This is a genomic window from Pedobacter sp. Leaf216, assembly GCF_001421515.1.
Lineage (GTDB): Bacteria > Bacteroidota > Bacteroidia > Sphingobacteriales > Sphingobacteriaceae > Pedobacter.
Window position 1 is genome coordinate 417,409 of the sequence record NZ_LMKM01000007.1, and the last position, 23,794, is coordinate 441,202.

Annotated in this window: 11 protein-coding genes; all 11 read right to left on the reverse strand. The window is 40.1% G+C overall.

The window, feature by feature from the left end; genetic code table 11:
• Window positions 1–655: 655 nt before the first annotated feature.
• Complete coding sequence (locus ASE74_RS06890) at window positions 656–1,912, reverse strand: glycoside hydrolase family 28 protein (RefSeq protein ID WP_055906614.1); 1,257 nt, start codon at window positions 1,910–1,912, stop codon at window positions 656–658.
• 270 nt (window positions 1,913–2,182) lie between these two features.
• Window positions 2,183–3,931, reverse strand: a complete 1,749-nt coding sequence (locus ASE74_RS06895) for a RagB/SusD family nutrient uptake outer membrane protein (protein WP_162235798.1) — start codon at window positions 3,929–3,931, stop codon at window positions 2,183–2,185.
• Between the two features lie 24 nt (window positions 3,932–3,955).
• Entirely contained in the window at window positions 3,956–7,219 is a 3,264-nt protein-coding gene (locus tag ASE74_RS06900) for a SusC/RagA family TonB-linked outer membrane protein (RefSeq protein ID WP_055906157.1), read from the reverse strand.
• 27 nt (window positions 7,220–7,246) lie between these two features.
• Window positions 7,247–8,671, reverse strand: a complete 1,425-nt coding sequence (locus ASE74_RS06905; RefSeq protein WP_082458675.1) for a fasciclin domain-containing protein — start codon at window positions 8,669–8,671, stop codon at window positions 7,247–7,249.
• Between the two features lie 94 nt (window positions 8,672–8,765).
• Window positions 8,766–10,601: a fasciclin domain-containing protein gene (locus ASE74_RS06910; protein WP_082458676.1), complete on the reverse strand. Its 1,836-nt coding sequence runs from the start codon at window positions 10,599–10,601 to the stop codon at window positions 8,766–8,768.
• An 8-nt stretch (window positions 10,602–10,609) separates the two neighbouring features.
• Window positions 10,610–12,082 (reverse strand): RagB/SusD family nutrient uptake outer membrane protein, encoded by a 1,473-nt coding sequence (locus ASE74_RS06915; RefSeq protein ID WP_055906166.1) that lies wholly within the window; start codon window positions 12,080–12,082, stop codon window positions 10,610–10,612.
• An 11-nt stretch (window positions 12,083–12,093) separates the two neighbouring features.
• Window positions 12,094–15,345, reverse strand: coding sequence for a SusC/RagA family TonB-linked outer membrane protein (locus ASE74_RS06920; protein ID WP_055906169.1), 3,252 nt, complete (start codon window positions 15,343–15,345; stop codon window positions 12,094–12,096).
• A 5-nt stretch (window positions 15,346–15,350) separates the two neighbouring features.
• Window positions 15,351–17,573, reverse strand: coding sequence for a fasciclin domain-containing protein (locus ASE74_RS06925; RefSeq protein WP_055906172.1), 2,223 nt, complete (start codon window positions 17,571–17,573; stop codon window positions 15,351–15,353).
• A gap of 537 nt (window positions 17,574–18,110) precedes the next feature.
• Window positions 18,111–20,882: a glycosyl hydrolase gene (locus ASE74_RS06930; protein WP_055906175.1), complete on the reverse strand. Its 2,772-nt coding sequence runs from the start codon at window positions 20,880–20,882 to the stop codon at window positions 18,111–18,113.
• A 4-nt stretch (window positions 20,883–20,886) separates the two neighbouring features.
• Window positions 20,887–21,195, reverse strand: coding sequence for an L-rhamnose mutarotase (gene rhaM / locus ASE74_RS06935; RefSeq protein WP_055906177.1), 309 nt, complete (start codon window positions 21,193–21,195; stop codon window positions 20,887–20,889).
• Between the two features lie 144 nt (window positions 21,196–21,339).
• Complete coding sequence (locus tag ASE74_RS06940; RefSeq protein ID WP_055906180.1) at window positions 21,340–23,793, reverse strand: glycoside hydrolase family 31 protein; 2,454 nt, start codon at window positions 23,791–23,793, stop codon at window positions 21,340–21,342.
• Between the last annotated feature and the right edge of the window lies 1 nt (window position 23,794).

Sequence of the window (23,794 nt, forward strand, 5' to 3'; positions counted from 1 at the left end):
AAAGTAATAAGCTAGAGATTAAGATTTTAAAAGCATAGCGAACGCATTACGATTACCGCATGCTCGGGAATGACGACCGTTTTAATCTGAACCTCGCTATATGCTCTATGCTATCCGGCATAGGAAATGATGGAAGGAGAAAACGTTAAAGCTTTATCATTACCTTTCCTTCCATAGTTGCATTGAGGCAGCACACACTTTCCGCCCCCTTCGGCGGAACTTGTGCTGACGACCAAAAAGCTTTAACGAATTTATCCGACATCAGTTCCAAGCCTTGATTTTTGGTTACCTTTTTATCAAGAAAAAGGTAAGAGCCCCCTCGGCGGCGGTGAGCCGAGGCAAGCCCGAGCGGAGCGAAAATATAGCAATCGCATTACGATTCCCGCCTACGCGAGAATGACGAATTTGTTGTGATGGCAATCCAAAGATTTCTCCACTGCGGTCGAAATGACGATACTATGTACCCTTCAGTTTCTTAAAAGAGATAAGATCAAGATTGTAAAAGCATAGCGATCGCATTACGATTCCCGCATGCGCGAGAATGACGGATGTATTACGATGGCAAATCCAAAGATTTCTCCACTACGCTCGAAATGACGTTATTATTTACCCCTTCAGTTTCTTAAAACAATAAGTAAAATCCGAAATTATACAACTAAGGTTTCACCACTAAAGGTGCTCCATTTACCATAACATTATCAATTTTAACATCCTGGTATTTATTCTTCAAGAAAGGCGTTTTAGTAGTTACCTCCAAATCCTTAAAAAGAAAGTTCGATACTTTATCATCTGGATTCCCATCCATTTCACCAAATTTAGTGGCTTCAACTTTAATGTTCGATAATTTGATGTTTCTAATTGTACCAAAAGGTTTTGCTGTACTGCCTTGCAGATCAAAAAATTGTTTCCATGGGTTTAAGTCGATAATCGATCCACAAGTTCCAGTAATGTTTTCTACAGTAATATTTTCATAAAGCTGAAAGGTATCTCCCCTCATTTTCATTCTCAATATAGGGCAGTTATTATTTACTTTACAATTGCGCATGGTGATGTTGCGGGCGTGGATGCATTCGCTGCCCATGGTTAGGGTGGCATGCGATTCGCCGATGGTGCAGTTTTCGATCAATATATCCTCCACAATTCCATTTTCGGGTAGGTTTTGAGCATCAACCCCTTTACCCCCTTTAATGCAAATGGCATCATCATTAACAGAGATGTAACAATTCCTAATGGTTACTTTTTTGCAAACGTCGATGTCGATACCATCGGTGCTGGGTGCTTTTACAGGTCTGAATGGTGAGCGGATATCACAATTCTCAATCAATACATTGTTGCACTGATACAAATGGGTAGTCCAGAAACCGGAATTACGCAATTTTACATCTTTAATATTCACATTATTACAGCTCCAGATAAACAATAAACGCGGACGGCTTACTTCGAGATTTGTAGCATCTCTACCAGTTTTCTTCACCGAATCGCGGTAAAACCAAAACGTTTTCCAGAATTTTAGTCCGTTGCCATCGATAGTACCGGGACCAGAAATATTAAAACCGTCTACTTTGGTGGCATTAATCAGGGCTGCAAAATATTTTAAACTTCTGCCTTCCATTCGTGAGGGGATAAATGGATAATCCTTAATGTTATCTGATCCTTTAAGTACCGCTCCTTCTTGCAACAGTAAATTGGTTTTGGGCTTAAAAAATAATGCCCCGGTTAGGTAAGTACCTTTAGGAATTACAATTGTACCACCCCCTTTTTTAAAAGCCTTATCGATTACACTTTGAATCGCTTTGGTATTTAGTTTTGTACTATCGCTACTTACCCCAAACTTGGTTATTACGTACTCCTGGGCTATAGAATTTAAGCTGATTATGGCAAGAAAAGTGACGAATATTAGTTTTTTGATCATGAACATGGGTAAATATAAATAAATGAGCGTAGAAATCAGGGACGTCATACGATTAGGCACGGTGTTTCGCTATTGCCATTATTCCGCGCAGGCGGGAACCTAAATGCAACCTATGAAACCTTTTCGGGCATTACGATTCCAAATCAAGTCGGCAATAACGATTCAGCACGGTGTTTCGCTATTGCCGTCATTCCCGCGCAGGCGGAAACCTTAATGCAACCTATGAAACCTTTCCGGGCAATAACGATTCGGCACGGCGTTTCATCAGCTCTATTTCCAATCAAACGGCAAATACCAATTGGCTGGATCCATCAACTTTGCACGGGTTGCAGTAGCATTGGGATCACCTGCCTTTAACAGTTTTTGATAAACCTTTTCTGCTAAAAAAGCTGGATTGTTCTGCCTGCGGGCAACACGAACTAAATCTGGCCAGCGGTTACCCTCAAATGCCAGTTCGAGTGCATCCTCATCAATCAATTTACCTTCCAAGCCTAACATATCGGTTTGAAAGCTTACATCAATTGCACGCACATTTGCCCTATTTCTGATGCCTGTATTTCTGTACCATGGCGATTTATAATCTGAATTGCTTCTGGCATCAAAATAATAAGGCGAAGTGGTAGGATATGGTGTTTGCATGGTATTGATCTCGGCAGTAGAAACCGGAGATTTTGCCCCACTTAAATAAGTACCGGTGTAGTAGGTATCCTGAATACCAATATTCAAAAACGCCCAGCCTAGTTTGCTCTGCCCATCACGGTTTGCTGCTTCAGCGAAACGCAAGTGTAACAAGCCCGCTCTATAAATTCCCCATTTACCACCTTTATTAAAACTGCTCAATACAGTATTGTTATCCGTTAACTTGGTAATTACCGGACCAGCCGCAGAAGTTTCGTAAGATAATCTACCCCTTGCATCATAAGGTATACCGCTGTATTGCCTTTGCGCATTCCAGTTATCAATTGCAACTTTCGATGGTTTGATCAGGTACTTGCCATACAGAGATGAACAAACATCAACCATTGGATTGCCCGGTTTATAACTTGGGTTGTAGGGAATGCCCCAAAAAAACTCCGAATTCCAGGTAATATTATTGGTAGGCTGTATAAACATATTGCGCCAACCACCATCAGTTACCAAGGCACCCTCATCCTGTGCCCTTGTGTAACGTACTATTAGGTCGTTATATGCGCCACCGAGAGCATAAACAACTTTATAGGCATCAAACTGAATATTGATGTTGGTATTGGAATTCTCAATATTCATCACCTTGGCATAATTTTCTGCTGCCTTTAAATAATTGCCCTTCCATAAATATAAATCGCCCAATATAAAGGGTTTACAGATGAATATTTTTTGCGTGTTCTGCCCATCAATCGCCACATTTAATGCATTGCCTGTTGGGTACGAGTAAACTTCCTTGTAAGGAAGCTTTTCGGTAAAATCAATCAGTCGGGTTAAAAGCTCATCAAAAGATATGCGCGGATAAAGGCTTAAATTTTTAACATCTTCTACCTTTTCAACAGGATCGGTGATGTATGGAATACTACCATACTGCGCACCCAGTTGTAAGTAAATAAAACTGCGCAAAGCACCCAGATCGGAGTAATGTTTATTGTAATCATCAACACTCATCCGGTGATCGGCAAGCATTAAATTGAAGTTTTTAAGCGCATCGTTAATGTTCAAAATCACGGTGTAATATGGCCTTGGATCGATATAAGGATTATCTTTACTCGTGGTGTGGTTGGATAGCTGCTTTAAATATACATCGGCATTTCCGGTAACATCTACCAGATCGCCCCGCAGTTCATTTTGTAAAATGTATAACTTTTCAAGGCCCAAAAACTGACCGTAAGCACCAATTACAGCTGCATCGGCATCACCTACGTTCCGGTAGGCATTGGTAATATCCAATTTATCTTCAGGTACTTCATCTGTAAGTTTTTTGCACGACCATGAACCTGTTGCAATTAGGGCTACTGCTAAAAGGGCAATAACTTTTTTATTAAAATCCATCTTCATCTTTTTATACATTATCAATTATAAACCAATTCTAACACCAAGTTGGAACGACCTGAACTGGGGTTCTAAGGTGGTATCTACACCCTGCGTAAATATGCTTCCAGAGGCACTAAACTCAGGATCGTAACCCAGGTAATTGGTTAAAGTGAATACATTATTAGCCGTTGCATAAAGCTTTGCATACTTAATTGCTTTTGCTTTTAGCGGCACATTATAGGTTAAATTCAAGGTGCGCAGGCGGAAATAAGATCCATCTTCTATCCACCTGTCAGAAAATTGTGCATTGCCCATCGGGTCGCCATAACTTGCTTTCGGCACATTGGTAACCTGGCCTTCTCCACGCCAGCGGTTGCGCACTACATCAGTTTGGTTGTAATAGCTGTTTCCAGATTCGAGTACCGAACGGGTATAGTTGTAAATATCGTTACCGGCCACAAATGAGAACAGCACATCCAAACTCCAGTTTTTATAGCTGAAGGTATTGTTAATACTTCCATAAACATCAGGGTTAGGGTCGCCAATTACAACACGGTCGGCATCATTGATAATTTTATCACCATTGGTATCAATAAACCTGGTGTCTCCACCGGTAAATGGCACCAATGCACCTGCACTGTTTCTAATCGATAAACCAGCGGCACTAGCTTCGGCTGTGGTGGCATATACTCCGTTGGTACGCTGACCGTAAAATAAATTAGCTGTTTGGCCAACTCTTGTTAAATAGGTACCATTGGCATAGCTGGTTAAAATATCGGTACTGCCGGGCAGGCTGTTTATTTTATTTTTATAGGTACCCAGGGTGATGCCTAAATCCCATTTGAATGTTTTATTTAAAATGCGGCTGTTTAAACCAAAATCCAACCCTGAAGTACGCATACCGCCCTGATTATCGATATAAGAATTGATCCCTCCTACTGATGCTACAGGAACATAAGCCAGCATTTTGCTGGTGGTATGGATATAATAATCGAGGCTCAGACTTAAACGTTCATTAAAAAATGAAGCATCTATACCGGTGTTGAATTTGGCTACCTGCTCCCATTGGATGCCAGGGTTGGCAATGTTGCCACGCACAAGGCCTTGTAAACCCAACAGGTTTTGCGATACATAATATTGCCTGTTGTTATAATTGCCAACATCATCGTTACCAACCAGGCCATAGCTTAATCTCAGTTTCAACAGATCGATGTATTTATAATTGTGCATAAAATCTTCAGAAGAGATTAACCATGCCCCACTTAAAGCCGGTAAAATAGCCGATTTATTGCCCAGGATATCCAAACCATAACCGCCGATATAACGTACCGATGAAGAAATATCTTTACGGCCAAACCTTGATGACTGATCAACAGCGGCATTTAAACTTAAATAATACTTATCCTTATAATTGTAGTTGGCAGTAAAATAACTGTTCAGGTTACTCCATTTGCCAATATCGCCACCAAAAGAGCGTAATGCGGCATTACTGTTGCCAATGCTGATTAAAACATCAGTTGCGGAGTTGTAACCAATGGCAAAATCCTGTTCGCTCTGGCTCGAGGTATAACGCGTACCCAATGCGGCATGCAGGGTATGGCCCTTGCCAAACCTCCGGTCGAAACTTAAATGTAAATCATCAAAAACACTAAAGTAACGGATTACCTGGGTACCCAGCTTACTATCGCCAATGGTGGTTGGTAAAATTTCGTTGGTTACGCCTTTACGTGGAATAAACAAAGTTTCCTGCGTTTTATCATAGGTTAAACCGGTTAGGTTGGAAAGTTTAAATGTTTTGCTGAATGCGTAATCAAAATTAATGTTACCAAAAAAGCGGTAAGCTTTCTTCTGGTTCAGTCCCTTTTCAATCAGTGCCCTTGGGTTACTTACCCCCAGGGTATCATATTCGGCCAGGTTTGGCGAAACTGCTCCTGATGCACTGATTTCATTTACCGCTAAAAACGGTGCTTTTACAAGCGATAGAAAAATAGGATTCGTACGGGCAGACAAGCCCTGATCTTTTAACCGCTGTTCGGTATAAGTAAAAGATAAATTGGTGTTTCCGGTAAGTTTTTTGGTGAGGTTTAGATCACTGTTAAAACGCATGGAGTATTTATTGTTGCTGGTAGAATCAATTACGCCCTTATCGGATGAATAACCTGCAGATAGTGCATATTTTGCAATGTTATCGCCCCCGCTTACTTTTAAAAAATAGCTTTGATCGATACTGTTTTTGAAAACCTCGTTCTGCCAATCGGTATTTTGATGGTACATGGAGTAAGTTGGATTGGTTGCCGGGTTCGGATCATCGTTCATATAAGGTTTGGCGGCAATAGCAGTGGCACTTAAACCCTGGCTTTTTAAAACATCAGATAAATAACTCCGGTAATCATCTACACCCATTACCTTGATGCTTTTAGGTTTTAGGTTGATCCCTGTATAGGCAGAAAAATCGATCGTTGTGGCCAAATCTTTGGCGTGGTTTGTAGTAATGATCATTACCCCATTTGCAGCCTTACTGCCGTAAACAGCAGCGGCAGAAGCATCTTTAATGAGGCTGATGTTTTCGATATCACGAACATCGATAAATTGCAAGGGATTATTTTTATGACCTGTAGTTAGCGATGTACCGTAAGAATTGGCATCGTAAACCATACCATCTACTACATACAACGGTTGGTTTGTAGCATACAATGAAGTAAAACCCCGTACAAACACATCGGCACCAATACCTGGTGTACCCGATCTCCTGATTGCATTTACACCCGCCATGCGGCCTTGCAAATAACTATCTGGGGTTTCAGAATTAACTGTCCACCCGCCCTGAGGACTCAGGTAGCTTATAGCAGACTCTGATCTGGCCAGGTTTTGTGTACCTGCAGGCAATGTTACCTCAGTAAACAAAGAGTTGTAACTGTTGGGATAAATTTTAATGGTAGCCAGTTTACCTTTATGTACAGGTAATAATTTGGTGTGGTAATTGGTAAAGCTGATTAAAATTGTGGCATTATAATCGGGTACTACAATGCTGAACTTTCCATTGTTATCGGTTAAAGCACCCGAAAAATCGGTTACGGTAAGTTTGGCTCCGGTTATGGGCTTATTGGTATAACCATCTACCACAACGCCTGTTATTCTTTGGCCAACCAACCGTTTTTGCTTCACTTTTACCGTTGTGGTATCGGTACTGTACTGGCTCGAATCTGTTTTGCCGGTATCGGTTTGCTGTGCAAAAGCCAAGGCGGGGCACACGAGGGCAAACAGCGCAATTAAAATTCCTTTTCGTATGATGGTAAAATTATGCATAGTCTTTTATTGAGTCAGATTACTTAATTAAGGAAGAATAGGTTCAAATCTCAGGTAATCTAGAATGAGCGTATTTTGGTTAACCGAAGTTACGTTTGCCGCTATTAAGCGCAGTTGCAACAGCCCATATTGTTGTGGTGTATAATCGCCTAGGTAAACTTCTGTATAATTTAAAGGCGTTACTATTTGCGTGGCAAACACATCGTAAACAAGGGTTGTTGGGTTAAATATAAAATAGCGCTGGGTAAAGTTGGCCACCTGTGCATCACCAGGGCTACCTGAAATGGCTCTTGCGTAAACTTTGTATTTTACATTTGCAACGGTTGATAGGTATTGAACATAATATTCGGCAATACCATGGTTGTACACTTCAATATCCTTATATGGCAAGCCCTTATCATCCAGTTTAAGCCGGTAAAGCGTATTACCCGATCTGTCTGATCTAAAACCAGAAGGCAGTTCGCCCTCAATTTTAAAGGTTGGCACTTTATCTTTGGTTCTGAAAGGCATGGCATTCATTACATACACAATTCCGTTACTGGCGCGGTATGATTTTACAATAGCCGATTTTTTAATTGGAATTTTAACCCCTCTGGTAGAAATCAGTGTATCTGGTAATTTATCAAGGGTATACAATCCTTTTGCCACCAGATCGCGCACTAATATAAATGCGCCTCCATTTGGGTAAAAAGGTTCTAAACGGTTACGTTCTGTAGTAAAAGTAGCATCCTGCAACATGAAAAAAGTGTATTGCTGGTTTTCCGTACGTAAATCGGCAACACTGTTCCAATAGGTATTTCTTGATACCATTGGCGGGTTTGGCGCAAATATCGGGTTGCCTAATGCATTATAACCAATAATTGTGGCATTAGCGGTATCAATTACCTGGGTAGATAAGTTGGCGATGTAATTGGTTTGGGTGGGCGCATCGGTACTGTTGAGCATAAAATCCCAAACATTTAACTTGGTTGGCACCGCCTTATCAATTACATATAAAGCACCGTTTTTAACAAAGGCAGGAGTGCCTACAACAGCGGCTTCTTCGAATGTAGCACCAATCATGGTAGCATACTTTTTATTTTGCAGTAACACTCTTACAGTATCGGCAATGCCTTTTGGTGCAGTGGTGGCAGTTAAGCCTATATGATTGGCCACAAAATCTTTCAATTTTAAAGGATCACTCACAATTGCTGCATCAAGCGTTGCCAATGCATCATTGGTGGGTGCCCAAACCGTATATGTTTGCGATGAGCTTAACAGTTTATCATAACCTGTGCTCCTCACATATTCGGTAAACTTACTCAGGTTGGCCTGGCCGGCAATTTTTTGTAAAAGATCGGTGGTATTATCCACATTTACAATCGCTGTATGCTCCTCCATTGCATTTTTGCATCCCCCCAGCCAAAGCACAATGCCCAGTAACAATATGGTATGTAGTATATTTTTTCTCATTAGTTATTTCGGTTATCTCCCTATTACAAGCGTTTATTTTATTTCTAAATGAGGTTGCACCACCAATTTAATGGTGCAACCTGATTATTAATGGTTAGGGTTTTTGAAAAATCAGACCGTCTTTACCTGGTGAAAATCTTGGATAATTCTGGTCATCGTTTTCCGGTATAAATTGAATCATATCCAACCAGGTATTGCTGCTTGCTTCTGCACCGCCAACCATGGTTAACCTAATCCAGTGCCTATCAGTAGTCGTAATGTTTACTGTTCCTGCTAATCTGCCGGTTGCAGTTGGCCAGTTATTTTTAACAGCGGGCTGAATCAGTCCAACATTGCCATTTTTATCTTTATCGTTTGTAGTAGCCAGATAGCGTTTAAAGCCCTGTGCCAACATCAAAGGGTCTGAACTCGGTAAAGCAGCTCCTGCATCAGTCATACCCGATGAAGTGAGCGATTGCCTGAAATCAACAAGATTTGGTAGAATCTGGGCATCAGGCGTGCCAATATCCATACCTATTTGGCAAAGTGGACCGCTGCCAAACTGGCTATAACAGATCCAAACCTTGTATTTACCCTTAACCAACATTGGCGTTTTTAACTCCACCCAAATTGCGCGATTTGCATTTGTTAAACCCAGTGAAAGGTTCAATTTATCGTCGTAAGCAATTCTTCTTGTAGCACCGAAAATAGAGACGAAATAATCGTAATTCTGAGGAAGGGTTGCCTTTGCAGGATTATTTACTCTCATTCCTGACAAAATAGAGGCTCCGTTTGCAAACAATGGGATTGTACCGCTGGTTGCACCATTTCTGCCACGCCAGATGGGATTTGCTTTTAGCTCTGGTTGGTCGCAAACATCAAAAAATACGCCTGTTGGATAACGCACCTTAATGGAGTAAAGGTTTTTAGACTCATGAATTACGCCATTTGCAGTGGTGATATTGCTGAAGGTTCTGTTTAATTCCACTCCAGGCTCCAATACACCATTAAATTCATCATCATTTAATAAAATCCGCTGGTTAACATATTTGGTGGTTACTACCTCTTTTGGTGCAAGGGTATTAATGGTAGTTGATGAGATGATATCGGGCGTATAAGCTGCACCTGCCGAAATGTGATAGGCTACATATAACCATAAACTATCGGTATGGCTTTTAGGATTGCCTGTTTTTGAAAATTTGGCTTTAAAGGCTTCATAACTGCTGTAACCAGCTTTTACCAATGCAGAATCTGATTCGATAATAGCCGTTTGCAATCTTCTGGTGGTATCAGTAACGGTTGATGAAGCTACATTTAAGGAATCGAAAAAACCAGTTTCTTTTAAGGCCTGGGTAAAATACTTGTAACGCCCGCTGGCCTCGATGGTTTGTGCAGTTGTTAATGTTGCAGGGATTAATACATGATCGATTACATGGATAATGCCATTACCCACCCTTACATTCGACTGGCTTATTTTTGCCTGTTTGTTTACAATAATGCTGCTTACCCCGCCTTCGTTTACGCCACCTGTTTGCAGGTACTGGCCATATAAAGTTATTTGTGGCAATTTTCCATCTGTAAAGCGGTTGGTTGCAACAGTATCGGGCAATAAATGGAATTTAACCATATCTTTCGATTGCTCTACACTTAAATCGGATACGTTCGCTTTGCCAATACCTTTAAGCCAGGCGGTTACGGCATCGTTAGTCGGGGTAAATAAGGTGTACCTGCCATAAGCACCTAAATAGCCAGCCGTGCCCGAACGCTCTACTATCTGCCTCATTAAAGAGAACTTGTCTGGGTATTTATCTAAATAGCCGGTAATGTTTACATCATCTGTAGTGGCTAAAGTGTACGATTCTCTTTTACATGCATTTATAAATATAAAAGCAATAACACAGATCATCGCCAATTTGGCTAGGCTGCGTACATTTTGATTATTTTTCATCATGCTAAAATTTATTTGGTGTAAAATGGATTTTGGACAAGTTTTGAATCGGCAAAAAGCTCGTTCTCGTTAATCGGTAAATAATGGCTGTTTACATCCCTGAACTTGGCTATTGCCGATTGCTGTACAGCTGGTGATACTGTTCGGGCGACCATTTCGAGCAGTACGTTTAAACGGCGATAATTTTCATGTTTTGCTATGCGCAATAAATCATACCAGCGTTTGCCTTCAAAAGCAAATTCCCGCGATCGTTCAGCCAAAATATAATCGCATATGGCATCCTTATCATTTTCATCGGGAGTTTCTTCTGTTGTTTTAACCGCATTTCTTTTTAACCTTAAATCTTTAATGAGGGTAATGGCATCTGCTCCACCACCGGTATAGGCTAGGGCTTCGGCTTTCAACATCCAGATATCGGATAAGCGGTAAGCCTGCCAGTTTACATATGAAGGGTTTTCGCTACCAAATTTTATTATGCTGTTGTCTCCGCTGTAAAAATTAGCGGCGCGGATATCGTAAATCCGGTCTGGATCCACATCATCTGGCGTAAATATATCGGAGGTTAAAATACCTGAAGCTATAAAGCGTTTTTTAGATTGTATTAGTAAGTTATAGAATACGTTGTTTACCGAATTTTTATTTGAAAATTCGAAAATGGTTTCTGTTGAACTGCCATTAAAAAACACATTGTTGTACCAACCCGAACCTGCACCCTGAACGGCAAATTTTTGCGAATCCATAATTTTGTTGCACTCGGTAATGCAGGCTGCAAAATTATCCATCCATAAATACACATCGGCCAGCAAAGCATTTACTGTAAACTTTGTAATTCTGCCTTTGTCTGATACGGTATTTCCGTAGGTGCTTACCGCGCCTGCTTCGGCCTTTTTTAAATCGGCCACAACCTGATTTAAAACATCTGCACCTGGTGTTTTAACAAGCTCCTGTAAATCGGTATCTTTTGATGAGGAAGTTAATTTTAATGGCACATCTCTAAACGTTTTAACCAGGTAGAAATACATCATGCTCCTTAATGCCAAAGCTTCACTCAGGTAAGCATTTAATTGTGCATCGGTTAAAGTAGGGTCGTTTTCTTTTACGGCGGGCGCAAAATCCAATACGGTATTGCAAAAATTAATGGTGCGGTAAAAAGCAGCCCAACTGGTTAAGGTATTGCTTTGCACAATGTTGTTATCAAAAATATCTTTCTCCTCTGTTGTTCCACTCGGCCCGGCATCGATCATATCGGCACGTATCTCACCATATATAAACATATACTCGGTTAAAGCCTTATCATTAATCCCTGGAGGAGGTGCCAGTAAGGAAGCATAACAACCTGCAACCGCAGCTTGTATATCTTCTTTGGTTTTCCAAAAGCCCTGACGGGTAATGCCATCCCGGGGCTGTAAATCCAACCATTTTTTACATGAGCTGCTCATGATCAGCATCATGATTATGCCTGTACTATATATAATCTTTTTCATCCTGTTGCTGATTAAAAATTTGCTGTTAAACCAAGAGTAACTGTTTTTATTGGCGGGGTGGTAGAATTATCAACCACGGTAGAAAATGCCGTTAGCTTTACCGGCACTTCCGGATCCTGGCCTGTATATTTGGTAAAGGTTAAAATATTCTCTACCATTAAATTTGCGCTTAAACTTTTCATACCCAGTCTTTTCATAAAGTTTTTACTGAAATCGTATTTCAGGGTTACACTGCGTAAACGCAGGTAAGAGCCATCTTCTACATACCTATCAGAGCCTAAAAAGTTATATCCGGTGGCATATACTGCTCTTGGCATATCGGTAACATCGCCTTCGGCTCTCCACCGCCTTAATACCGCAGTACTTTGGTTGCTAAAACCATTCATATTGGTGGTGGTAATCTTTGTTCCGTTAATAATCTGGTAACCTGTACGGTAGCTAAAGTTGGCACCAAAACGGATGTTGCCATTAATGGTAATCCCAGTACCAAAACCACCTGTTAAGTTTGGATTACTGTTACCTAAATACACAATATCCTTATAGTCGATATTTCCATCATGGTTAATGTCTTCATACATTGCATCGCCGGGCTGAAAAACGTAATCAACAGATGGATAAGCGAAACGCATGTACACTTTTTGTCCGTTTGGACCAACAATCTGGTTGCCGCTATCATCAAGGGCAATGGTTGAATTTAAATCTTTGTAAACTCCTTTAAACTTGAACCCGTAAAAAGAGCCAAACGGGTTGTTTTCCTGGATGTAAACCTTAAATACATTATTGGAAGTGATTTTTCCTTTGTTTTCTCGAGGGTAAAGCGGATCAATTTCGCGGATGATGTTTTCGTTGTGCGAGATATTGAAACTAAAATCCCATCTAAAATTTTTCTTTCTGATCAGTGTAGCGTTCAGGTTAAATTCCCAGCCCTGGTTATCCATCGTACCCACGTTAAGATCTACACCCGAATAACCATTATAGGTTGGTATGGCAATGCCAGGATAAAATAAATCGGTAGTTCGTTTACGGTAAACATCAAAATCCATATTAATGGCATTTTTGAACATGTTAAGGGTTAGGCCAAGGTTGGATTGGGCTACTTTTTCCCATCTTAAATCTGATAATTCGAGATTGCTTGAATACACGCCAGACATGCCCAGGTAACTGAAACCGTAATTTTGATAAGTGTTTAAATAGGTATAATCTCCGCGTGGTGCATTACCTACAATACCATAACTTGCCCTGAAACTAAAATCGTCGATAAACTTTTCAGTTCTTTTCATAAAAGGTTCGCCAGATACCCTCCACCTTAACGATGCTGATGGGAAAACACCATAACGGTTGTTTGGCCCGAACTTAGAGTTACCGTCGCCCCTTATCCCTGCATTAAAAATATAACGGTCTAAAAATTTGTACTGCGCATTTAACAGCAAACCCACCGAACGGCTTTGGGCAAATGATGAATATACAGAGCCAACGGCATTTGTTCGTCCATCGATAGATGGATCGGCAAGGTAAGATGATGCTGTATTGGTTGCAAACATCCCCTGCCCTGTTCTGCGGCTATCGTTGCTATCAAATCTTGCAAAGGCAATCAGATCATGTTTTTTACCTAACTCTGGCGTATAAGCCAAAGTAATGTTGGATGCCATTGTAAATCCATCACCATCAACATCGCCTGTAGAGTTTACCACAGCATCGGTAAACAGCTTACCCGTTGCAATTTGGGGCAAAAAGGTTTTGGTTTTTGAGTTGTTAATATCTACCTGAAAGTTTGCATTTAACCTTAAACGGTCGGGTACTATTTGGTACTGTAATGAAAACTTCGGAATTACCCTTTCGCCAAGCTGATGGTTACTGGCTGCATTTGCCATAGCCAATGGATTATATGTACCTGGGTAAGTGCCCTGTGCGGTAGCCAGCGGACTAAAATAATTTGAAGTAAGATTGCCATATTCATCGTACTCGTATACAGATTGGTTGGGCATTTTTTGATAAGCAATATCCCTGACTTTGGTGCTGTAAAGATTTTCGTTATCGATATGTGTGTACACGATATCTGCACTGAACCTGATTTTTGTAGATACCTGGTAATCTAAATTTACACGGGCACTTAAACGGCCTAAACTTGTACCTCTGGTTGTACCCTCCTGGTTAAAATAATTTAATGATGCACGGTATTTGGCTTTTTCGCCCCCACCGGAAATAGAAAGGTTATGATCCTGAAGATACCCAATCCTGGTGATGGCTTTTAACCAATCGGTGTTGTTGCTGTAATTAAAATAGTTATAAGGGTCGTTCGGATCGTATTGAAACTCTTTGGCAAACTCAGAAGTAGAAAACTGACGGCCGGCGTTGTAAAATTCTTCCAGCACTAGGGTAGAATATTGGTTACCATTAAGCATGGGTACCGGACTTGGCTGTTTAGAGTATGAACCTTTAAAATTATAAGAAATAGTTGGCGGCCCCATAGTTCCTCTTTTGGTATTGATAACCAAAACACCATTTGCTGCCCTCGAACCCCAGATGGCTGTTGCCGCAGCATCTTTTAACACACTAATATCTTTAATATCTGAGGGCGCAATGTTTAATAACTGGCCGTAATTGGTTTCATCAGAAGTTGCAAAGTTAAAATCAGATGGAATAGTAATGTCGTAAGGCATACCATCTACCACGATTAAAGGATCTACAGCACCGTTTATAGAAGATGTACCACGGATGCGGATTTGCATGGGTGCACCTGGATCGCCACTGCTTGCTGCAATATCCAAACCTGCCAAACGGCCCTGCAAAGCCTGATCGATAGAGGCGGCCTGCATATCTTCAAGCTCTTTGGCGTTAATAGTACCAATAGCAGAAGTTTGATCACGCTTATCAATGTTCATTCCGCTACCGTTATCGGCTTTGGCTTTCGAAACAATCTGAACCTCATCCATCTGGTTATCAGCCGACTCCAGCTGAAAGTTAATTGTTGCCTTATCAATGGCAATTGGTGCAGTTGATTTATAGCCAATGTAAGAAACTGAAATTCTATAGGTTTTATCGGCTACAGGCAAAGTATAGTTACCATCAATATCTGATGATACACCTTTTATAACCCTGCGGTCTTTATCAACAATTACAACCGAAGCACCGATAATGGGCTGTTTATCTTTTTTATCAATAATCTTTCCCCGCACGTAGTTAATTTGCTGCGCACTGGCAATTGCAGACGCAAATAAAAAGCACAGCAAGGCTAATAAACGTAAAGTATATTTTTTAGTCATATCGGTTAGAATTGATATTTTAAGTAATTATTGATCTGATGGATTACTGTGCGGTTTGATAAAACATTGCTTCTATCTGTTGGCCCCAAAAGCACATTGGCTGTTCTGCCGATTACATCCCTAAGCATTAGCGTAGTGGTTGTATTTAATGCTATGGTAATTTTTGCCGCATCGCCACCATCGTTTTTCATCAGGGTTTCAAACTGCCCGATCTTTTGTCCATCGCTTACAACGGTGTTTTTATTGATGATATGATATAGTAAGAATTTACTCACTCTGGTAACATCCGAACCATCTGTAGGCGCAGTGGTGGGTATGCCCGTAGTTACATTTCCTGGTAAAACACCATCTTTTACCGCCTGCATTATGGCCGCATTGGTAGGAATGAAAACAGTATAATTTACACCTTCTACCGTACCTTGTATAACCCCGGTTGCCTTGGTATATATAATGTTGTTGTTTAACAGTTGAAAAAAGTAATAATAAGGATCAGTGGTTAGGGTTCCATATTTTTCGATGTGTTTACCAATATTAAGCACAGTATACGTAAGTGCTTCTTTTCCATAAACCGCTGCTCCGTTCACTGGTGTGGTACTGATGGAATCAATCGGGATACTTTGTTTGGCAACGGAAACGCTATCCTGTGTACCTGATGAAATCAGTTTACCGCTAGCGTATTTTACATACTCGCCGTTAGAAGCTTCCAAAATTCCTGAGCCTGTAGCAAAATTAGGCACTGCCCTATCGCCAAGGGCAATAATATGTGTTTGCAGAATTCGTTTAAGGGCTACTAAATCGCCTCTGATCGGGGCAGATGCAAAAAACGGATCGTAAATAAAACCCATTTTCCTTAGCGTTACATCAGGGATCATTACCACCAGATATCGCAATGTTGGTGTTTTTAAAGGAGCAGTAAGTCCAAAATAAATCAGCGCCTGCTTCATTACATTGTAATCAGGATCCAGGTTTACATTGCCATAAACTGTCGAAAATACATTTGCATTTTGTGCTTTGTTAATACCGTATAAAAAGCCATTGCTCAGCGCTTGCTTATCTACCACATCAGCTGCTACACGGGTTGTAAAATCATTTAAGGCGTTTGGTGTTGTGGCAAATTTGCTTGGCCAAACCGTTGTAGTAAATAGGTGTGAGTTTACAAAATCCTTAATAACATCAGGTGCGGATACATATAAATCGTTAAGGTTGTTTACGCCTTTTTTCTTCCAGTATTTTAATAATACCGTTTGTGCATAGGCATTAACAGCAGCATTTGTGGGTGCAAAAATGCTATAAGAACCTTGTTGAGCATCATTTGCATCAACTTTTAAATAATTTTCGTTGTTTGGCGAAAAAGCCAGTAAAGTACTGTAAGTTTTGGCGTAAACATTGGCTGTTTTACCACTTAATACCTCATAGCGGTGAGAAATGTCGGTATTTAACGAATAAGTAACAAACTTATCCAAAAGACCTTTAAAAACACTGTAATCAGGCTTTTCATTAATATATTGATCGATACTTTGAGGCGGACTTAACACCTTATCGATTACATGGATTACGCCATTTTCGGCAACAATATTCTGCTGCCCATCAATTAACCTTGCCGGCCCTATATTGTTGCCATTGTAAGCAGTATTTGGGTAAAAAAAGTTATAATCAGCCGCAGATAAACCATTAAAGGCCATGTATGGTGATAAGAAATAACTGATATTTTTATTGTTAAAATCGGTTGCCAGATAAGAGCCGTTACGGTTGGCCGCAATTACTTTAATGGCATTTCCATTATTGTCTTTACCATCGTAAACAAAATCGTAATAAACCGTTCTTCTCCTAAAAGCGGTGTTTTTCACAAATCCCTTAACCGAGAAAAAATCGCTTAAACGCTCCAACTTTTCGCCATCGTAAACCATTGAGTAACGAACAATTTTTGAAGCAAGATCTATGTTAACTTCTGTTAAGTTATTCTCTTTTAAATAAGCAGCGAAGGCTTCATCAGTTGGTGCAAAAATCGTCCAGGAACCAGCTGAACTAAGTGTTTCTTTGTAACCTGCCTTATCGATACAATCCAGGAATTTGGAAAAATTACCTTTTGCCTGAAGTTGCTGGTAGATGGGATCACCCAGGTTTTCTGGACGGCCATAAAAGTCATCGAATTCTTTTTTCCGGCAACTGCTCAGGAAAAAAACAACTGTCAAAACGACGATTAAAAATTTGGGTAAAATTTTACTCATAGCAAATTTATTGGATAACGAGAGTCAAAAAATACGGGCAATAAAAGGCTATGAATCTAAATCAATTAGAAGTTTAGGGAGAAAAATTGATCGGAAAGAATGCGTAGAGTTTTATTGCATAGAATTGTATTAACGTTCGTTAATTAAGTTTGGTTAAAAGGTTATCTGGTTAGAATTATTTCTTAAATATAAATAGGTGCCAGAAAATTTCCATCCTGTACTATCCTGTCTTTTTCTTATAAAATATTGCCATAAATAACGTACAAGCGTTCAATTACTTCCTAAATCGATTAACGTCTCCTAAAATTATAATTTGACTTCATTATTAGTAGATTTAATCATACTTAATTTTACGAAAAAGGAGTAATAATTAAATGATTTTAGCTTTTAATTAGCGAATATTATCATCATAAATCCTATTCCAATGGCGGTATAAACTATTCAAAATAGCAATATATACCATAATATGATGTTTTTTCACAGGGAAGAATAAGCAAAAGCTTTAATATCAATAATGGAATGATGGTTCAGGAAGGCTTAATTAAAAGCTGTAATGGTTACCGGCCCGATTAAACCAGAAGGCATTACCTCCCATTTTGAGGCATCAAAATCTTTATAGTTAATATTTACAAAGTTAATTTCGTGGTAATTACGCCATTGGATTTTTTTAATATCAATATCACGGATCCGGTTTGCCATTAAATTAACCACTTCAATTTTAATGGTATTTTGGCCTGCTTTTAAATATTTGCCAACACGGGCCTGAAAAGGGATGCTCCATAAAATGCCAACCTCCTTGCCATTAATCCATACACGCGCACTTTCATCTACCTCATTCAGGCTTAAAACATATTCTTTAGCAGCTTTTGAACTCAGGTTAAAACTCGAAGTGTAAACCCCAGTACCAGAAAAAGCCTGTAATTTTGGATCGGTCAAAGTTGTCCAGCTTACCAGCTTGCTTAAATTCTGATTTGCAGGAAGTTCAGGTCCGCCTTCAGTAAAATGTAATTTCCAGGCTTGGTTAAGGTTAATAGTATTTGCAGCTTTATTTAAATAAACCCAAGGTGTGTTGGTTGTAGGATTTTTATCAACCTTTAAAAACAGACTCTCGCCCGATTTAAGCTGTACCCGAACTTTTTTATCCCTTGCAGCTGCCAAACCAACATTCGAACTTTGCGGATCCATAATTAAAACCTGTCCACGCTCATTTAAAGCAAGTTCGGTATCAATATCTTGCGCTGTGTGGTTTACCAGGTAATAATACTTGCCTGTTGTTGTTTTTCGTCTGATAAACTCAAGCCCGGTATCGGTTAAAGTTTCTCTTTTAATGGAAACGCTATTTAATGCCTTTTGCACATCATCAGCCAATAAAACCACTCCTTTACCAACTTTAAACTGTTTAATACCATCAGCTCCTGCTGTAAAAATTAATTTAGCCAAAACTGCTTTAAACTGTGCTCTGCGTGCTTCGAGATTATTTAAACCGGGAACATCTTTAGGTAATGCCTGAAAAATTACTTTTGCACCATTATTGGCGAGTTTTATAATTTGATTAAGTGTTTCTAAATTCATCATTTCGCACTGCGGAACAATTAACACCTGATAGGGTGCTGCAGCAGCATTGGTACTGATCAAAGCCTGGCTAACCGTTGATTGTTTTAATAACCTATCGGATGCAAAATCAAAAGAATAACCTGATTTGGATAAAGCTTTCGATAATTTATAAAATGCAGTTGGATGTAACCACTCATCAACATCGTGTACTTTTAGGGCCATATCCAAACCTTTAGCCTTATTCCAAACATCGTAAACCGGCCAGTAGATTAGAATTTCATTATCTGGTTTTCCTGATTGCAGAATGGATTGACAACGGGCGATATAATTGTTTAAGCCCTGCGCTTGCGGCCACAAACTGTTGTTCGGGTTCATTTCTACCGAAGCATAAAACAGCCATCCGGGCCAGGGTACATTTGCGGGCGAGTTGGTAGTGCCATGATAAAAAATATGGTTAATGCCTGAGAGGAACAATTGCTCGGCCTCTGGCTTACATTGTGAAAAGGATGTTTTAAAATGCTCGGTTAACCAGGTAAAGGTTTCGGAAGAAGTTAGTTTTTTACCGCCCGTATGTGCCGCAGAAGAGGCAAATTTACTCATTATGGGATCTGGATCCACATTACGAACATCTCCTGCATCGCGTCTGATGCCTTTGATTGGAAAATAACTCGAACCAAATGTTTCCGTTTCAGGAATATCGACTGCGCCATAAAGATCAAGCAGGTTGCCTGGTGAACCATGCGACTGGTTTTTGGTAACCGATTTTAGCTGATGTGCCCAATTGGTCCAGTTTTGCGTAAAATTATGGAGTAAGAGTTCATCCATGGTTTCGCGGTAATCAGATTTTAGGCGGGCTATATTTGTATCTGTAGAATCTTTACCGGTTAAATCTTTAAGGTGAGCGGCCAGATCGTAGCCCCTGTTTTTCTTAAATTCCTGAAAGAAAGTTGGCGTCCAGGTTGCGCCATACACTTCATAACTGTCGTTAAAAAACGAGCGGATACCTTGTGGTTTGCCACCAAAAGCATCCGAAAATCTTTTCAGGTAAATGTTTACCGCATTTTTATCGAGGTGATCTAAAGTAAAACCTTCTCCCCCAGGTGCTGCGCGCTTAACCATTTGCCTGGTTTTACCTGCAAAAGCAGCATAAATATTCCAATTCCCGCTCGCTGGCGACCAATTTAGAAATCCGTCAGACTGAACTTTACCAAGCAGATCGATTACCTCGCCATTGTTTCCATAAGCAGTTAATGCTTTTAACTGCGCAAAATCTTGCTTAGCCTCTTTAACTTTAATGGCTTCAGTTAACTTTTCGCCAGCTTTGAGTGAATATTGTTGCGTGATGAGTTTTGTGGCAGCTTGCTCGGGCTTAATCTGCGGACCGCCAAACGGCCAGCCTGTTCCCGTATTCATATCAACCCCTAAACCCAGGGTATTGGCTTTGTTTACTGTAACATGTAAAATATTTATCCATTCTGGTGATAAAAACTGTAAATATTGCTTTTCGTAACCCTTTGCACCGTAAATGGGTGTAATTTCTACTCCACCGAGACCTGCATCTGCATATTTCTTTAAAACCAGGTTCAAATTCTGCTCGTCTACCGCATTTCCCATCCACCACCAGCGGGTCCAGGGCTTCATTTGCTTTTCGATAACAGGCCAGCTACTTGTACTTTTTACAGGCTTTTGTGCTTTAACCAGACTAAAAGTTAATATACTTAGCAGCAAAATAGAGCAGAATCGTTGTAATTGCATAGTTTTAATCTAAATGGAATACCATTTCTAAAGGGAATGTTTTTGGAGAATTATCGGCATTGGTTTCCATAATATCGGCCATGTATGCCCACCATTTTTGTACAATTTGGGTACTGCCTAGATCTTGTGAAGAGCTTCCGTTTTGTTGTTGCACAGCAAAAAGTGTATTGGTTTCTTCATCTAAAAAGATAGAATAATCGCTGATTCCATTCTCCTTTAACAAGGTGGATAACTCAGGCCAGATCTCATCGTGACGCTTTTTGTATTCTGTTTCAAAACCGGGTTTAAGTTTCATCTTAAATGCAATTTTCATTTTTTCAATTTTATTTGTTTGCGTGTGCCATGGTCAGTGAACGCACGGACATTTTTTGTTATTAAATCATTTGTTTCGGTCTGTGAGAACACAGACCGAGGAGTTAGGCTTATTTATCTTCCGTACCACCATGGCCCACCCACTTTAATTCACTACAAAACTTAAATCAGCACTGTTATCTCCAGCTGATTTGATCCAAAGAATTTTATTTTTTGCATCATAAAACCAACCTTCGGTTTTATCCAGACGATCTGGTGTTTTTAAATTTTTCAAGTTAGTGCCATTTTCTGAAACCCCATTTGGATCTGCTTTGCCTGTCCAATGTATTTTAGTTAAATATTTATGCTTAGTCGGCTTGAAAACACCTGTTGGTTTTGCCACTTTTAACGTTAAACCTGATGTTGTTAAAGCAGAAGTGATTTTTGTTAAAGCATAGTTTCCCGTTTTATAAGCAGCACTCAAATTATCATCTTCGTACATATTGTATTCTGATGTTCCATATGGAAAAACATCCAGGGTAATTACGTCAACAGGTTTTTCTCCACTGTAGGCCATTTCTGGTTGCATCGGAATAATGCTGCCCGCCTTAACAAATAAAGGAATGGTATCTAAAGGTGCTACCACATGGTGATAACTTTTACCTTCATATTTTTGGCTCGTCCAATAGTTAAACCAAGTACCTTCAGGCACATAAACCGAGCGGGTAATGGCTCCTTTAGTGGTTACCGGAGCTACCATTAAATTATCGCCAAACATGTACTGATCGCCTATTTCGTACACATTTTCGTCGTTTTGATGGTTGAGCACCAAAGCCCGCATCATTGGCAAACCTGTTTCGTATTGCTGGTGCATGCTGGTGTACATATAAGGGAATAAACGGTAGCGCAATAAATCGTATTTTTTGAAATTCCGCAAGGCATCTTCACCATATTTCCAGGGCTCTTTATAACCTGGGTGGTCCATTCCAAAAACAAGTGCAATCGGGCTGAACATTCCAAACTGTACCCAGCGGATATACAATTCGGGATCGGCCTGATGCTCGAAACCGCCCATACAATGCGCCCATGAGCCTACGCCTGAAAGACCAACATTTAATCCGGCTTTAATTACCGGGGCAAAATATTGCCATTCGCTTGGCCAATCGCCTGCAAAAATATATGGATAACGTTGAATGCCTGAGTAACCTTCTCTGGTTTGATTTAATCCTCTAAAACCATTAAACTTTTCGAACTCCAAAAACGGGGCTTTGGCATAAGCTATCGGGAAAAGATTGTGTAAACGTTCTGCATCTTTTCCGGTAGGACCAACTTTTTCACTTTCGTTGGCCAGAGATCCAAAAGCACTGCCTTCATCAGTTTTTAAAAATTTGGCACCTAATTTTGCCACACGCATTACGCCATTATCCCACCACCATTGTGTTGCTTTCTCATCAAAAAAGTTTACAAATTCGCCTGGTTTGCCATTTTCAGGATAGGTATACCCCTTTTCCCGGGCCTGATCTAACAGGTTTAACTTTTTGGCATTATCAAAACGTGGACGAAGGTGCAAGCCAACCATCTTATAGTTCATGGCATAAATGCTGTCGAACATCGACTTTGGATCTTTAAAGGTTTCTCTCCATTCGAAAGAAGTTGCTCCTTTGCCGCCAATTTCTCCAAAAAGTCGCCAGGTAGAATCTAACCAAAGCAGATCAACCGGAATGCCTAATGACCGATATTTTTTTGCCAGCTCAACCACATAATGATCAGATGTTTGTGCCTCATAACCCCAGGTACCTCCACTGTATGTGCCGACATGTAACCCTAAGGCAAACTGTGGCAACATTGGCGATTTGCCTGTAATGCTGGTATAATGATCTAAAATAGCGGGAAAAGTTGGTCCGTACATAAAATAGTAATCCAACTCGCCATCAGCAGCTTTAAAACTGTACTGATCTTTTTTAGTAGCCCCCATATCCCATTCGGTGGCAAAAGAATTATGGAAGAAAATGCCGTAACCTTTTGTGCTCATGAAAAACGGAACCGGGCAATAATTGGCCTCTAATATATTATAAGCACCAACGGCATGAGGCAAACCTTTACCACGACCAACATTTAAGGTTAGTTTTTTAAATCGGCGGTCCATAAAATCCATGCGTTCCCCAAAACCAAAGAAATGCTCATCGGCCTCCAGTTTTTTGGTTACCCCTACTTTTGTATTTTCTTTGGCTAATGCCCCATTTGTTTCGCTGCTCAATAATTTTCCTTTTGCATCAAAAACATCAATCCTGAACGGATTTTTGTATAATTTAAGCACCAATTTTGACGTGGCAAGTAAGAAATGATCCTTTTTATCCGAAATTTTAACAGCTACATTGGCCCAGTTGTAATTTATCACCATCAGGTTTTCATTGGCTTCGAATTTACCGTTCCAACTGCTTCTAACCCTAAATATTTCTGGTGTACAGAACTCCAATTTCACCTCTCCTTTTGTGGTTAAAAATGAAATGGTATTACCTGTTTTCTTAAAACCAGATTTATAATCGCCGATACTTTGTGCCCTGGCAATGGCAAACATAAAAATTAAGGAAAGGGCAAAAGCTAAAAGTTTCTTCATCATA

Bases quoted from the DNA above. Each gene is read 5' to 3' on its own strand.
- ASE74_RS06905 (WP_082458675.1), bottom strand. From the start codon at position 8,671: ATGAGAAAAAATATACTACATACCATATTGTTACTGGGCATTGTGCTT.
- ASE74_RS06930 (WP_055906175.1), bottom strand. From the start codon at position 20,882: ATGCAATTACAACGATTCTGCTCTATTTTGCTGCTAAGTATATTAACT.
- ASE74_RS06920 (WP_055906169.1), bottom strand. From the start codon at position 15,345: ATGACTAAAAAATATACTTTACGTTTATTAGCCTTGCTGTGCTTTTTA.
- ASE74_RS06925 (WP_055906172.1), bottom strand. From the start codon at position 17,573: ATGAGTAAAATTTTACCCAAATTTTTAATCGTCGTTTTGACAGTTGTT.
- ASE74_RS06890 (WP_055906614.1), bottom strand. From the start codon at position 1,912: ATGATCAAAAAACTAATATTCGTCACTTTTCTTGCCATAATCAGCTTA.
- ASE74_RS06900 (WP_055906157.1), bottom strand. From the start codon at position 7,219: ATGCATAATTTTACCATCATACGAAAAGGAATTTTAATTGCGCTGTTT.
- rhaM (WP_055906177.1), bottom strand. From the start codon at position 21,195: ATGAAAATTGCATTTAAGATGAAACTTAAACCCGGTTTTGAAACAGAA.
- ASE74_RS06895 (WP_162235798.1), bottom strand. From the start codon at position 3,931: ATGGATTTTAATAAAAAAGTTATTGCCCTTTTAGCAGTAGCCCTAATT.
- ASE74_RS06910 (WP_082458676.1), bottom strand. From the start codon at position 10,601: ATGATGAAAAATAATCAAAATGTACGCAGCCTAGCCAAATTGGCGATG.
- ASE74_RS06940 (WP_055906180.1), bottom strand. From the start codon at position 23,793: ATGATGAAGAAACTTTTAGCTTTTGCCCTTTCCTTAATTTTTATGTTT.
- ASE74_RS06915 (WP_055906166.1), bottom strand. From the start codon at position 12,082: ATGAAAAAGATTATATATAGTACAGGCATAATCATGATGCTGATCATG.